14 protein-coding genes are annotated in these 14273 nt (G+C 61.9%); 12 read left to right on the forward strand and 2 right to left on the reverse strand.

The features are described 5' to 3' along the window. Positions 1–94 precede the first annotated feature (94 nt). A complete protein-coding gene (locus ACOSV0_RS13965; RefSeq protein ID WP_434106746.1) occupies positions 95–1303 on the forward strand; it encodes an acyl-CoA dehydrogenase family protein in 1209 nt (402 codons plus the stop codon). Positions 1304–1315: 12 nt separating this feature from the next. After that, the gene (locus tag ACOSV0_RS13970; protein ID WP_434106747.1) at positions 1316–2452 is read left to right on the forward strand and encodes an acyl-CoA dehydrogenase family protein; all 1137 of its coding nucleotides are present in this window, start codon (positions 1316–1318) and stop codon (positions 2450–2452) included. Positions 2453–2550: 98 nt separating this feature from the next. Here ACOSV0_RS13970 and ACOSV0_RS13975 read toward each other — a convergent pair whose 3' ends face one another. Next, positions 2551–3159, reverse strand: a complete 609-nt coding sequence (locus tag ACOSV0_RS13975) for an ANTAR domain-containing response regulator (RefSeq protein ID WP_434106748.1) — start codon at positions 3157–3159, stop codon at positions 2551–2553. After that, positions 3156–4322 (reverse strand): transporter substrate-binding domain-containing protein, encoded by a 1167-nt coding sequence (locus ACOSV0_RS13980; RefSeq protein WP_434106749.1) that lies wholly within the window; start codon positions 4320–4322, stop codon positions 3156–3158. Before ACOSV0_RS13980 ends, ACOSV0_RS13975 begins: the two co-directional genes overlap by 4 nt. 428 nt (positions 4323–4750) lie before the next feature. Between ACOSV0_RS13980 and urtA the strand changes: the two genes are divergently transcribed. The 10 genes from urtA to ureC all read left to right on the forward strand — a co-directional run bounded on the left by urtA (position 4751) and on the right by ureC (position 14260). After that, positions 4751–5944: an urea ABC transporter substrate-binding protein gene (gene urtA / locus ACOSV0_RS13985; RefSeq protein ID WP_434106751.1), complete on the forward strand. Its 1194-nt coding sequence runs from the start codon at positions 4751–4753 to the stop codon at positions 5942–5944. 90 nt (positions 5945–6034) lie between these two features. Further along, complete coding sequence (gene urtB, locus ACOSV0_RS13990) at positions 6035–6937, forward strand: urea ABC transporter permease subunit UrtB (RefSeq protein WP_434106752.1); 903 nt, start codon at positions 6035–6037, stop codon at positions 6935–6937. A 2-nt stretch (positions 6938–6939) separates the two neighbouring features. Continuing rightward, positions 6940–8079 (forward strand): urea ABC transporter permease subunit UrtC, encoded by a 1140-nt coding sequence (gene urtC / locus ACOSV0_RS13995; RefSeq protein ID WP_434106753.1) that lies wholly within the window; start codon positions 6940–6942, stop codon positions 8077–8079. Further along, positions 8076–8813, forward strand: coding sequence for an urea ABC transporter ATP-binding protein UrtD (gene urtD, locus ACOSV0_RS14000; RefSeq protein WP_434106754.1), 738 nt, complete (start codon positions 8076–8078; stop codon positions 8811–8813). Before urtC ends, urtD begins: the two co-directional genes overlap by 4 nt. 2 nt (positions 8814–8815) lie before the next feature. Then, a complete protein-coding gene (gene urtE / locus ACOSV0_RS14005; protein WP_434106755.1) occupies positions 8816–9505 on the forward strand; it encodes an urea ABC transporter ATP-binding subunit UrtE in 690 nt (229 codons plus the stop codon). A gap of 63 nt (positions 9506–9568) precedes the next feature. Beyond that, positions 9569–10609 (forward strand): aliphatic amidase, encoded by a 1041-nt coding sequence (locus ACOSV0_RS14010; RefSeq protein ID WP_093643257.1) that lies wholly within the window; start codon positions 9569–9571, stop codon positions 10607–10609. A 24-nt stretch (positions 10610–10633) separates the two neighbouring features. Continuing rightward, positions 10634–11110, forward strand: a complete 477-nt coding sequence (gene ureE, locus ACOSV0_RS14015; protein ID WP_434106756.1) for an urease accessory protein UreE — start codon at positions 10634–10636, stop codon at positions 11108–11110. Beyond that, positions 11085–11831, forward strand: coding sequence for an urease accessory protein UreF (locus tag ACOSV0_RS14020; protein ID WP_434106757.1), 747 nt, complete (start codon positions 11085–11087; stop codon positions 11829–11831). Before ureE ends, ACOSV0_RS14020 begins: the two co-directional genes overlap by 26 nt. Positions 11832–11848: 17 nt before the next feature. Next, complete coding sequence (locus ACOSV0_RS14025; protein WP_434106759.1) at positions 11849–12547, forward strand: urease subunit beta; 699 nt, start codon at positions 11849–11851, stop codon at positions 12545–12547. 9 nt (positions 12548–12556) lie between these two features. Continuing rightward, complete coding sequence (gene ureC, locus ACOSV0_RS14030; RefSeq protein WP_434110283.1) at positions 12557–14260, forward strand: urease subunit alpha; 1704 nt, start codon at positions 12557–12559, stop codon at positions 14258–14260. The last annotated feature ends 13 nt before the right edge of the window (positions 14261–14273 follow it).

Genomic DNA, 14273 nt, shown 5'->3' on the forward strand with positions numbered 1-14273 from the left:
CGCTACCGGTCGATCGCTCCGCCGGTCCATCGCTCCGCCGGTCCATCGCTCCGCCGGTGCGCCGCTCCAATAAATATCCAGGGAAGAAACCGTTATGGATCTGAATTTCACACCTGAAGAAGAAGCTTTTCGCGCTGACGTACAGCGTTTTTTGCGCGACAAGCTCCCACAGCGTCTCGCCGACAAGGTGCATGGCGGACGCCGTCTCACGCGCGACGACATGGCCGAGTGGCACGCGATTCTCAACGCGCAAGGCTGGCTCGCCAATCATTGGCCGAAAGAGTACGGCGGCCCAGGCTGGAATGCCGTGCAGAAATTCATCTTCGAGAACGAATGCGCATTGGCGGGCGCACCGCGTGTCGTGCCGTTCGGTGTCAACATGCTTGGCCCGGTGCTGATCAAATACGGCAACGAGGTACAAAAGCGCCACTGGTTGCCGCGCATTCTCGATGGCTCGGACTGGTGGTGCCAGGGCTACTCGGAACCGGGCGCGGGCTCGGACCTCGCCTCGGTCAAAACCACCGCGGTACGCGGCAGCGATGCGCAAGGCGAGCACTACATCGTCAACGGTCAGAAAACGTGGACCACGCTCGGCCACTACGCGAACATGATCTTCTGCCTCGTGCGCAGCGCCACTGACGTGCGCAAGCAGGAAGGCATCAGTTTCCTGCTGATCGACATGAATACGCCTGGCGTCGAAGTGCGCCCGATCATCACGCTCGATGGCGAGCACGAAGTCAACGAAGTGTTTTTCACGGACGTGCGCGTGCCCGTCGAGAACCTCGTCGGCGAAGAGAACAAGGGCTGGACCTACGCCAAATATCTGCTGACATATGAGCGCACCAATATCGCGGGCGTCGGTTTTTCAGTGGCCGCATTCAACCGGCTGCGCAAGATCGCCGCGAAGCAGCAGCGCAACGGCCGGCCGCTCGCGGATGATCCGTCGTTTGCGGCACGCATGGCGCGCGTCGAGATCGACCTTGAGAACATGAAGACCACCAACCTGCGTGTGATCGCCGCGGTGGCCGGCGGCGGTGTACCAGGCGCGGAAAGTTCGATGCTGAAGATTCGCGGCACCGAGATCCGTCAGGAAATCTCCTCGCTCACGCGTCGCGCGATGGGACCGTATGCTCAACCGTTCGTGGAAGAAGCCTTGCACGACGGTTTCGAAGGCCCACCAGTCGGCCCCGACGAAGCCGCGAGCGCGGCCTCGCTCTACTTCAACAACCGCAAGCTGTCGATCTTCGGCGGCTCCAACGAAATCCAGAAGAACATCATTTCCAAAATGATCCTGGGACTGTAAGGGGCAGACGCCATGAATTTCCAGCACACCGAAGACCGCCGCATGCTGGCGGATACGCTCAACCGTTTCGTGAGCGAGCAATATCCCTTTGAGACGCGTGACCGGATTGCACGCTCGCCCGAAGGTTTCAGTGCCGACCTGTGGAGTCGCTTCGCAGAGCTCGGCATTATCGGCGCGTTGTTCAATGAAACGGATGGTGGCTTTGGCGGCGGCGGTTTCGATATCGCTGTCGTCTTCGAAAGTCTGGGGCGCGGCCTCGTGGTCGAGCCGTTTCTCGATACCTTGATCGTCGGCCAGGCCATCGCACGCGATGGCAGTGAAGCGCAGAAAGCCATGCTCGCCGAACTGATCGACGGCTCACGTCTGGTTGCGCTCGCGCACGGCGAGCCGGAGGGTCACTATGAACTCTCGCGCGTAACAACGCGTGCTCAGCGTGTTGGCGATGCGTGGCAGTTGAATGGTGCGAAGGCGGTGGTTCAGCACGGAGAGAACGCCGCCCTCTTCCTGGTCTCCGCGCGCACCGCAGGCGCAGATGACGCCGAGGCCGGCATCGCGCTCTTTCTCGTCCCTCGCGACGCTGCGGGGGTCAGCGTGCGTGGCTATCGCAAGATCGACGGCGGCCGCGCGGCCGAAGTTACGTTCGACAACGTCAAGCTCGCCGACGACGCGCTGCTCGGCACAGCAGGCGAAAGTTTTGCGACGCTCGAATACGCGATCAGCTGCGGCGTGCTTGCCTTGTGTTCCGAAGCGGTCGGCGCGATGGATGTCGCAAAAGACCACACGCTTGAGTACTTGCGCACGCGCAAGCAGTTCGGCGTGCCTATCGGCAGTTTCCAGGCCTTGCAGCATCGGATGGCGGATCTCCTGCTCGAGATCGAGCAGGCGCGATCGGCGGTGATCAATGCCGCGGCAGCGCTTGGCGCTGAACGCACGGTGCGTGAGCGGGCGGTTTCGGCGGCTAAATACAGTATCGACAGGATTGGCGCGATGGTCGCCGAGGAATGTATTCAGTTACATGGCGGGATCGGCATGACATGGGAGTTGCCGATGGCGCACTATGCGAAGCGTCTAGTGATGATCGACCATCAACTCGGGGATGAAGATCATCATCTCGAGCGATATATCGCGCTTGGGAGAGCTGCCGTATGACGAAGTGGCAGGTACCGTCGCTGGCGCATCCGGCAACCCGGCGATTCTTGCATTTGCCAATACGCTCGCGCCGACGGACATCCGGGTCGGCCCGTTCGTCAAAACCGCAACACCTCATCCGCCTTGATGATCGCTTCGGCGACGGCCTCGATGTGTTCACGCTTCACCATGGCTTGTGAACGCAACAGGTCGTAGGCCTCCTGCTCGGAAAGATTGCGCGTTTCCATAAGGATGGTCTTGGCGCGCTGGATCTGCCGTTGCTCGGCGAGCTTGTCCTCGACACGCCGCACATAGCGCTCCATCTGCAGGCGGTTGCGGTGCTGATTGAGCGTGACGGCAATCGCCGTCAGCAGCCCGAACGAGCGCACCGGCGACGGCACCACGCAATACGCGCCAAGCTGCATGACCGCTTCGATGATGATCGGATTCTCATAACTGACGACCGGAATCACCGGGGGAGCGCCCTTCGCATTCATCCACGGCAGGCTCACCGAGAGTGTCTCCGGACGCACCGCGAGAAACACCACATCGGTAGCATCCGGCAACGTGTCGAGCGCGGGCCAGGTCATCTGGACCTTGCAGCCGATACGGCACAGTTGCCCCAGCAGTTCCTCTCCATCCTGATCCTGAGGGTGAATGGCCAGCACGCTCAGCGACCGGATATCGCGAAGCGCCTGAGGGGTGCGGGAAGACGAGCGCTGCTTCATGACCTCACCTCGCCGGGTCCACCGTGCGACGCCGCCTCGTCGACCAGCGAGTGCGAAATGACAAACGGATCCGCTCGCGTCCACCCGGGTGAATCGCTCAGGATATCGAACTGGCCATGCCGGTTCAGGCGCCCGATGCGAGGATGCAGATAGGTATGGTGATTGTGCTCGTCAATCCTGATTCGCCCCTGCGGCGCATTCAGTTCGAGTCCCGGCAGCGCCTTGAGCAAGGCATTGGTGTCGTCCCCGCCGGTCATGCGCATCGCGTTGGCGAGTACATGCATCTGGAAGTAAGCCGCCTCCCAGCACATATCGGTCACGACGCCGCTGCCGAAGCGCTGGTGATAGTTGGCGAGGCAACGCTGATTGACGGGGTTGCTCACCGATTGAAAGTAAGTGGCCGCGGTGATGTGCCCTTCGCCGAGCGCGACACCCATCGCAGCCACTTCCGTTTCGCTGGTTGTCAGGCTCGCGATCGGCGTCTTGTAAGGATCGAGCCCAGCTTCCGCAAACGCGCGGTACATGTGGGAGATGCCGCTGCCCACCACGGTCGAGAAAACAAAGTCCGGCGCCTGCGCCGCAATCTTCCTCGCCACGCCCAGGTAGCTGGACCAGCCTGCATCGAGCGGCAGATAAATCTCTTCGAGTTTCTCGCCACCCCGCTCGAACACGAGATCGCTCATGATACGGTTCGACTCGTAAGGATAAATGTAATCTGAACCGACCATGAACACGCGTGAGCCGAAGTGGCCCAGCATGTAGTCCGCGAGCGGCAAGCTGTTCTGGTTCGGCGCGGCGCCGGTGTAGATCACGTTACGGCTGTACTCGAAGCCTTCATAGAGCGTCGGATAGAACAGCAATGCGTTATGCCGCTCGACGATTGGGATCACCGCCTTGCGCGTGCTCGACATATAGCATCCCACCACAACACGAATCTGCTCCTCGACGATCAACTGTTCAATCAGTGCGGCGTAACGGGCCGGCGTCGAAGCCGGGTCGCGAAACACCAGTTGCAGCTCACGGCCATTAATGCCGCCGGCGTGATTGATTTCTTCGGCCGCCAGGATCGTCGCGCGCTGCTGTGACAACTCGATCGGCGCGGTCACACCGGACGAGGAAAACAGCACGCCGACCTTGATCGGTTCATTGGGTGATGAGGTCATAGTTCAGCCAGAGAGTGACGGCAGGTTGAGCGGCCCACCAGCGCGCAGCGCTGTGCACGACTCCGGTTCCATGCACGGGCATTGTGCGCATTCACCCCAGCTTGGGGAACACGCCGTGCGATGAATCATGAAAACCGGAAAGACGATCACGGCCTGCGAGCTGACAGTAATGTACTGATCCAAAAGGCGTTGCGCACGGATTGCCTGCATGAGGCAGCCTGAAATTCGCACGCGCGCTGCCGATGGCACAGCTTTTGCGTTATCGCTGCTCGTGATCGAGTGTGAAGCCGAGACCTGCACCCTCGATCCTAACGAGTTTCGTTGTGCGAGACAAAGGCGTCTTGCATGACACCGGCCAAAAAAGCCCGAAAACCAGCTAAGCACTGGTTTCGGGCTTTTTTTTGTCTTTAACTTTTGTGAAGGGCGCCATGAAGAACAACAGACGTGACTTTTTGAAGACCGCGATCGCCACCGCCGCTGCCGGTGCCATTCCCGGGTCGCTGATGCTGGCCTCGCGTTCTGCTGCGGCAGCGGACCCGGTGAAGGTCGGCATCCTGCACTCGCTGACGGGGACGGTCGCGATTGCTGAAGCCCACGTCGTCGATGCCGAGAAGCTCGCGATCGACGAAATCAACGCCGCGGGCGGCGTCCTCGGCCGCCCGATCCAGCCCATCGTCGAAGACGGCGCGAGCGATTGGCCGACCTTCGCGGAGAAGGCGCAAAAATTGATGGAAAGCGACAAGGTCGCCGCTGTGTTCGGCTGCTACACATCGGCGTCGCGCAAGGCCGTCCTGCCCGTATTCGAACGCTATAACGGCCTGCTCTACTATCCGACGTACTACGAAGGGCTCGAGATGTCGAAGAACATCATGTATACGGGCCAGGAAGCCACGCAATCGGTGATCCCGGCCGTCAACTGGCTGGCAAAAAACAAGGGCAAGAAGTTCTACCTGATCGGTTCGGATTACATCTGGCCGCGCACGACCAACCGCATCGCGCATCCGACCATTGCAAAAGCAGGCGGCACCGTCGTCGGCGAAGACTACTTCCCGCTCGGCACCGTCGAGTTCTCCTCGGTCATCAACAAGATCAAGGCCGCCAAACCCGACGTGATTCTTTCGACGATCGTGGGCGGCTCGAATGTGGCGTTCTACAAGCAACTGAACTCGGTCGGCATCACCGGCAAGAACCAGCCGATCATGGCGCTCGCGGTGACCGAAGAAGAAGCCATCGGCATCGGCCGCGACAACCTGACCGGCGTGCTCTCGTGCATGGGCTACTTCCAGAGCGTGCAGAACCCGGTGAACGCGAAGTTCGTTCCCGCGTTCAAGGCAAAGTACGGCGCCGACCGCGTGATCGGCGACACGATGGAAGCGGCCTACACGTCCGTCTATCTATGGAAACTGGCGGCGGAAAAAGCCAAAAGCTTCGCCGTGGAGAAAGTGGTCGCGGCGTCGTCGAATCTCGCCTGGGACGCACCGGAAGGACAGATCCATTTCCACGTCAGCAACCATCACTTGTGGAAGCACGCGCGGATCGGCGCCTTCAAACCGGACGGACAGGTCGACATTCTGTACGAATCGCCGCTCATCGAGCCGAATCCGTTCCCGAAACTCGGCTGAGCGAGTTCCCATGCCATACCCGGCGCCGATGGGCCACCCCTGCCCATCGCGCCTTGTTTTCCAGGCATCCTTTCCGGCAAAAGAACTGCGATGACTCTCGATACTTTTCTGACCCAGGTCTTCAACGGCTTGTCGCTCTTCACCGTGCTGGCGTTAATGGCCATCGGCCTTGCGATCGTGTTCGGCCTGATGGGCGTCATCAACATGGCGCACGGCGAATTGATGGCGCTCGGTGCATATGTGACTTACCTCACCTCGCTCGTATTCGCCCGCTATCTGCCTTCGCTGATGGGTGCGTATTTCCTGGTCGGTATCGTGGCGGCGTTCGTGGTGACGGGGGCGGTCGGTTTTGTACTGGAACGCTCGATGATCCGCTTTCTCTACCACCGGCCGCTCGACACAATGCTGGCAACCTGGGGGCTGTCGCTGGTGTTGCAGCAACTCTACCGCCAACTGTTCGGACCGATCGATGTGAGCGTGCCCACCGTGACATGGCTGCAGGGTGCATGGAATCCGACGCCGGGGATCGCGATCCCGCTCTCCCGTATCTTCATCATCGGTCTCACGCTGGCGGTGGCGCTCGCGGTGTACCTCTTTCTGTTTCGCAGCCGCTGGGGACTGCGCATCCGCTCGGTGATGCAGAACCGCGCGATGGCGGGCGCCGCCGGCATCAATACCGAGCGCGTTGACGCGGTGACCTTTGCGGTGGGCTGCGGCCTCGCCGGCATTGCAGGCAGCGCCCTCACGATGCTGGCCTCGACCGGACCGGTAACCGGGCAGCAATACATTGTCGACACCTTCATCGTGGTCGTGTTCGGCGGCGTCGAGAGTCTCGTCGGCACCTTCCTTTCGGCATTCTCGATCGGACAGTTGCAGTCGATGTTCGAACTGGTCCTGAGCGGCTCGATGGCGAAGGCGGCCATTCTGCTGCTGGTGATCGTCGCACTGTATTTCCGGCCCAATGGGCTCTTCGCACTCAAGGTTCGCCGCTAACCATGAAAGACCTCCCTATTTCATCGCCGCGCTCTTCGAATCCCGCCGCATCGACACATAACACCGGACTGCGTGCGACGCTGCTGCTCGAACGCTATTCCGTGGTGATCCTCGCACTGCTTCTGCTGGTGGCCATTCCGGCGGTGTCCGGCTCGTTTCGCCTCGGCCTTTTCGCGAAGTATCTGAGCTTCGCGTTCTGCGCGGCGGGGCTCGTGCTCACCTGGGGTTACGGCGGCATTCTGAGTCTCGGACAAGGCATTTTCTTCGGCCTCGGCAGCTACATGATGGCGATGTACATGAAGCTCGAGGCGACCTCGGCCGACCCTGCGGCGGCCGTGTTCGGCAATGGCGGGCCGCCTGTGCCCGACTTCATGACCTGGAACAGCATCGACAAACTGCCGTGGTGGTGGGCCCCCTTCGAACACGCGTGGTTTGCCCTGCCTGCCATCGTGATCCTGCCGACGCTGCTCGCTTTCATCCTCGCGTACGCGAATTTTCGCAAGCGCGTGGGCGGAGTGTATTTCTCGATCGTGACGCTGGCGCTCGCTTCGATCATGTCGATCGTGATCATCGGGCAACAAGGCTACACAGGCGGCATCAACGGCATCACGAATCTGCCCACCTTCATGGGTTACAGCGTGCAAAGCGATACCGCCGTCTACGTGCTCTACTACGTGAGCGCGTGCCTGTTGCTGGCCGCGATCCTCGCCGGCCGGTTCATTCTGAAAAGCCGCCTCGGCAAGGTATTGATCGCGATCCGCGACCGCGAGGACCGCATCCGTTTCTCGGGCTATGACCCCGCCCTCTTCAAGGGCTTCATCTTCGCCGTGGCGGCGTTGTTCTCGGCGATCGGCGGCGCGATGTTCACGCTGCAGGTCGGCTTCGCATCGCCCTCGGTGTGCGGCATCGTGCCGTCGATCGAAATGGTGATCTACGCGGCGGTGGGCGGACGGCTGTCGCTGGTCGGCGCGGTTTATGGCGCGATTCTCGTCGGTGCCGCCAAGAGCTTCCTGTCCGAGAACTTTGTCGGCTTCTGGCTGTACCTGATCGGCGCACTCTTTATCTTCGTACCGATGTTCCTGCCCAAGGGGCTCGCCGGTGTCATCGAATCGCTGCGCGAGCGCCAGGGAGCGGCCCAATGAGTCAGATGATCCTTTCGGTCGAGAACCTGACCGTGTCGTTCGACGGCTTCAAGGCGGTCGACGATCTGAACTTCTACGTCGAAGAAAACGAGCTGCACGTCGTGATCGGCCCGAACGGCGCCGGCAAGACCACGCTGCTCGACATGATCTGCGGCAAGACGAAACCCACCTACGGAACGATCGCCTTTAAAGGTCTGAACCTCGAACGCCTGCTCGAATATCAGATCACCCGTGCGGGCGTAGGCCGGAAATTCCAGAACCCGCTCGTCTACGAAGATCTGACCGTAGCCGAGAATCTGGAAATTTCCTACCCGAAGAAGCGCGATGTGATCGGCTGCCTGTTCTTTCACCGCGACGATACCGTGCGCAACGAAATCGACCGGGTCGCGCAAATGATTTTTCTCGCCGACCAACTCGATCGCAAGGCGGCGCAGTTATCTCACGGCCAGAAGCAGTGGCTCGAAATCGGCATGTTGCTGATGCAGGATCCGGAACTGCTGCTGCTCGACGAGCCCGTTGCCGGCATGAGCGCAAAAGAGCGCGAGCAGACCGGCGCGCTGCTGCGCGAGATTGCAAAGGGACGCTCGGTCGTGGTCATCGAACACGACATGGAATTCGTCAAATCCGTGGCACACAAGGTGACCGTTCTGCACCAGGGCAAAAAACTCGCCGAAGGCACGATGGAACAGGTGCAAAACGACCCGCGTGTCATCGAAGTCTATCTGGGACACTGAACATGCTCGCGATCCAGAACCTCAACGTGTTCTACGGCGAAAGCCATATTCTCCACGACCTCAGTTTCGAGCTGACGGCGGGCGAAACGATCGCCGTGATGGGCCGCAACGGTATGGGCAAGACCACCTTGCTGAAGTCGCTGATCGGCATGATTCCGTCGCGCAGTGGCGAAATACGTCTTGGCGGACGCGATCTGGCGGGAACCAGAAGCTACGAGCGGGTCGCCGCGGGCTTCGGCTATGTGCCACAGGGACGGATGATCTTCCCTTATCTGAGCGTGGAAGAAAATATCCTCACGGGCATGGACCGGATGCGCAAGCCGAAGATTCCGGAGTACATCTATGACTCGTTTCCGGTGCTCGCGGAAATGCGCAACCGGCGCGGCGGCAATCTCTCCGGCGGCCAGCAACAGCAGCTTGCGATTGCCCGCGCTCTCGTATCCGAACCCAAGGTGCTGATCCTCGACGAACCGACTGAAGGCATCCAGCCGTCGATCATCAAGGACATCGCCCGCGCGCTCAACCGTCTGAAGAAGGAACGCAACTTCGCCCTGATCGTCTCGGAGCAGGTGTTGACCTTCACGCTCGAAATCGCCGACCGGTTTCTCATCATCGAAAAGGGACGTTTCGTGCACAGCGACCGGCGTGAGAACGTCGACGCGGAGCGGATCATGCGCTATCTGACCATCTGAATTGACCATCTGGATTCGTGACGCTCCCGCACGGGAGTTCATCCTTACCACCAAGGAGTACTTATGTTACATGGTGACATTTCAAGCAGTCTCGACACGGTTGGCGTAGCAGTGGTCAACTACAAGATGCCCCGTCTTCACACCAGGGCGGAAGTGCTCGCGAACGCGCGCAAGATCGCCGAGATGGTCAAGGGCATGAAGATCGGCCTGCCCGGCATGGACCTGGTGATTTTCCCCGAATACAGTACGCACGGCATCATGTACGACCAGCAGGAAATGTATGACACCGCGGCGGCCGTGCCCGGCGAAGAAACGGAAATTTTCGCCGAAGCATGCCGCAGCGCCGGCGTGTGGGGCGTGTTTTCGCTCACGGGCGAGCGGCACGAGGAACATCCGCACAAGGCCCCGTATAACACGCTGATCCTGATGAACGACAAGGGCGAGATCGTGCAGAAGTACCGCAAGATCATGCCCTGGGTGCCGATCGAGGGTTGGTATCCCGGCAACTGCACGTATGTCTCCGACGGTCCGAAGGGACTGAAAATCAGTCTGATCATCTGCGACGACGGCAACTACCCGGAGATCTGGCGCGACTGCGCGATGAAAGGCGCCGAGCTGATCGTGCGCTGTCAGGGCTACATGTACCCCGCCAAGGAGCAACAGGTGCTCATGGCGAAATCGATGGCGTGGGCAAATAACGTCTACGTGGCGGTCGCCAACGCCGCCGGCTTCGACGGCGTCTACTCCTACTTCGGCCACTCGGCAATCATCGGCTTCGACGGCCGCACGCTGGGCGAATGCGGTGAAGAAGAATTCGGCATCCAGTACGGCGCGCTGTCGAAGAGCCTGATCCGCGATGCACGCAAGAACATGCAGTCGGAGAACCATCTGTACAAGCTGCTGCATCGCGGCTACACCGGCAAGATCAATTCGCGCGAGGACGCCGACGGCGTGGCCGACTGTCCCTACGACTTCTACTCGAAGTGGATTACCGATCCGGAAGGCACCCGCAAGATGGTCGAGGCGCTTACGCGCGGCACGCCAGGCACCGAGGAATGTCCGATCCCCGGCATTCCCAATCCGTCCGATCTGGCACACCGCTAAACCGACTGGCGGGAGCGATTCGCGATGATGACCTACACGTCGATCATAGGCAGCGCGGCCGAACCGCGCATTGCCGATCTGTTGCACTCGCTCGAACATCGCGGGCGAGTGGATTATGTGACGCTCGCCGCCGACGATATCAAACGGCACCGCCTGCGCGTGCGCACTCAGCACGGTGACGAATGCGGCATCGCGCTCGACCGCGATACGCATCTGTTCGACGGCGCGGTGCTGCGGCTCGATCGCGACGCGGCGCTGGTCGTCCGCACCGAGAACACGCGCTGGCTGCGGCTCGCGCCGCGCGATGCGGCGGCGGCGCTCGAACTCGGCTACTTCGCGGGCAACATGCACTGGAAGGTGCGCTTCGATCTGGGCACACTGGAAATCGCGGTGAAGGGCGCGCTCGACGACTATCTGCAAAGACTCGCGCCGATGCTGGCGGATCATCGTATTCGCCTCGCGAGCGAGGTGTCTGATGGCAGAGGGCATCGCCATGCCTGACATGTCCTCTATCCGGGCAAGCGGCGCAAGCAGCGAAATCGCGGCCGGCCCCATCGGGCTGCTTGCCAGCCTGCAACAGTCGGACAGCTTCTTTCCGGGTGGCGCGATGGCTTTCTCGTGGGGTCTCGAAGGCCTCATGCGTGACGCGCTGGTCACCGACGCTGCAACGCTGTTTGCATTCGTTGAGTCGCAGGCACTGTCGCGCTGGGCTAGTCTGGATCAAGGGCTCGTATGCGCCGCGTGGCGTGCCGGCGATTCGTTCGACGCATGGCGTGAAGTCGATGCGCTCGCCGAGGCGACGTCCTTGCCGCCGGCCCTGCGCAATGGCTCACGCCGGCTCGGGCGCACGCTTGCCGATGTGCACGCGCGGCTCGGCTCGGAAACCGCGAGCCGGATACGCGAGGCCATCGTGGATGGCCGCACGCGGGGCCATCTCGCCGCTGTTCAAGGCGCCATATGGCGAAGCCTGCACATCGCGGAAAACGAGGCGCGCGCCATCTCCGCGCACATGACCTGCACCGGCGCGGTGAGTTCAGCCGTGCGCCTCGGCATCGTCGGGCATCTCGACGCGCAGCGTGTGCTTTCGCTCCTGCGCGCGCCGCTCGCACAAGTCCTCGCGCAGCCGGCGGCGCCTCTCGACGATCTGCATGCCGCCACCTTCGCGGCCGACATCGCCGCGCTGCGCAGCCAGACCCACGATGCACGGCTCTTTGCCAACTGACAGGAAGGAAGATCGCGATGCTGTTGACCCCGACCGAATACGAGCGCCTGACACTCTTCACCGCCGCGCAACTCGCCCGCCGTCATCGCGACAAAGGTCTGAAGCTCAATCATCCGGAAGCCGTCGCGCTGATCGCCGATGAGATTCTGGAGGGCGCGCGCGAAGGCCGCAGCGTGGCCGATCTGATTGCGTACGGGTCGACGCTGCTTTGCGAGGACGACGTGCTTCCCGGCGTCGCCGATCTGGTGCCGATGCTGCAGGTAGAAGGCTCGTTTCCCGATGGCACCAAGCTCGTCACCGTGCATCAGCCGATCCGGCCCGGCATGCAAGCGAGCGCCGCCGATGCCGTGGTCCCCGGTGAAATCCTCGCTGCGGACGGCGAGATCGAACTGAACGCAGGCCGGGTTCGCACCACCGTGCGCGCCGTCAACACGGGCGACAGGCCCATTCAGGTGGGCAGTCATTTCCACTTCTTCGAAGTCAATCGCGCGCTGCGTTTCGACCGTGCGACCGCGTTCGGCATGCGGCTCGATATCCCGGCGGGTACGGCCGTGCGCTTCGAGCCCGGCGATGCGAAGGACGTAACGCTGGTCGCCTTCGGTGGCACACAGGAAATTTTCGGCCTCAATGGTTTGACTGACGGCGCGCTCGACGACCCCGGCCGCCGCGAGGCGGCCATCGCACGCGCCGCGCAGCGCGGCTTCGAAGGAGCCTGAATGGTTACGATGACACGCAAGGCCTACGCCGAGATGTTCGGCCCGACCACCGGCGACGCAGTGCGGCTGGGCGACACCTCGCTTCTCGCCGAGATCGAGCACGACTATGCGGTGCCGGGCGACGAATGCCTGCACGGCGGCGGCAAGACGCTGCGCGACGGCATGGGCCTGAAGGCCGGTCACGATAGCGCGGACGGCGCACTCGACATGCTGATCTGCAACGCGACGATCATCGATCCGGTACTCGGCATCGTGAAAGGCGACATCGGCGTCAAGGACGGCCGGATCGTGGCGATCGGCAAGGCGGGCAATCCGCAGGTGATGGACGGCGTCGATCCGCGCCTCGTGTGCGGCGTCTCGACGACCGTCAAGGATGCCGAGGGGCTGATCGCAACCCCGGGCGGCATCGACGTCCACGTGCATTTCGATTCGGCGCAGCTCTGCGAACACGCGCTCGCCTCCGGCCTCACCACGTTGATCGGCGGCTCGCTCGGGCCCATCACGGTCGGCATCGATTGCGGCGGCGAGTGGAACGTGGGACGCATGATGCAGGCCTCCGAGCAGTGGCCGCTCAACTTCGGTTTTCTTGGACGCGGCAATTCGAGCAAGCCGGGCTCGCTCATCGGCCAATTGCGGGGCGGCTGCCTCGGGCTGAAGATTCACGAAGACTGGGGCGCCATGCCCGCGGTGATCGACACCTGTCTGACCGTCGCCGATGAATACGATTTTCAGGTGCAACTGCATAGCGACACGTTGAACGAGTCCGGCTTTCTCGAAGACACCGTTGCAGCGATGAAGAACCGCACGATCCACATGTACCACACCGAAGGCGCGGGCGGCGGCCATGCGCCCGACATCATCGCGGTGGCGGGACGCATGAACTGTCTGCCCTCGTCGACCAATCCGACCAATCCGTACACCGTGAACACTTTCGACGAGCACCTCGACATGATCATGGTGTGCCATCACCTGAACCCGGCGGTGCCGGAAGACGTCGCGTTCGCTGAATCGCGCATCCGCGCACAAACGATTTCCGCCGAAGACGTTCTGCACGATCTCGGTGCGATTTCGATGCTCGGTTCGGACAGCCAGGGGATGGGACGCATCAATGAAGTGATCTGCCGGACCTGGCAGTTGGCCTCGAAGATGAAGGACCAGCGCGGGCGTCTTGCGAGCGAGCGCACGGCGCGCGGCGACAACGAGCGGATCAAGCGCTACATCGCCAAGTACACGATCAACGCGGCGCGCACCTTCGGCATTGCCGACACGGTCGGCTCGCTCGAAGACGGCAAGCTCGCCGACATCGTGCTGTGGCGGCCCGCGTTCTTCGGCATCAAGCCCGAGGTCGTGATCAAGGGCGGTTTTATTGCCTGGGGGGCGATGGGCGATTCGGCCGCTTCGCTCATGACCTGCGAGCCGCTCGCGATGCGTCCGCAGTGGGGAGCGTTCGGGCGCGCGCCCGCCTCGCTCGCGGTCAACTTCGTGAATCCGCTTGCGCTCGATGCCGATCTGCATGGCCGGCTAGGCATCTCGCGCAGGCTGGTCGGCGCATATGGCACACGAAGCCTTGGCAAGCGCGACATGCTGCATAACGACGCGTGTCCGTCCATCTCCGTCAATGCGCAGACGTTCGAAGTGTCGGTGGACGGCCAGGTGATCCGCTGCGATCCCGCGCGCGAAGTGCCGCTTAGCCGGCGTTACATGTTGCGTTAGCGGCATCGGACGC

The organism is Paraburkholderia caffeinilytica, assembly GCF_051027425.1.
Classification (GTDB): Bacteria; Pseudomonadota; Gammaproteobacteria; order Burkholderiales; family Burkholderiaceae; genus Paraburkholderia; species Paraburkholderia caffeinilytica_A.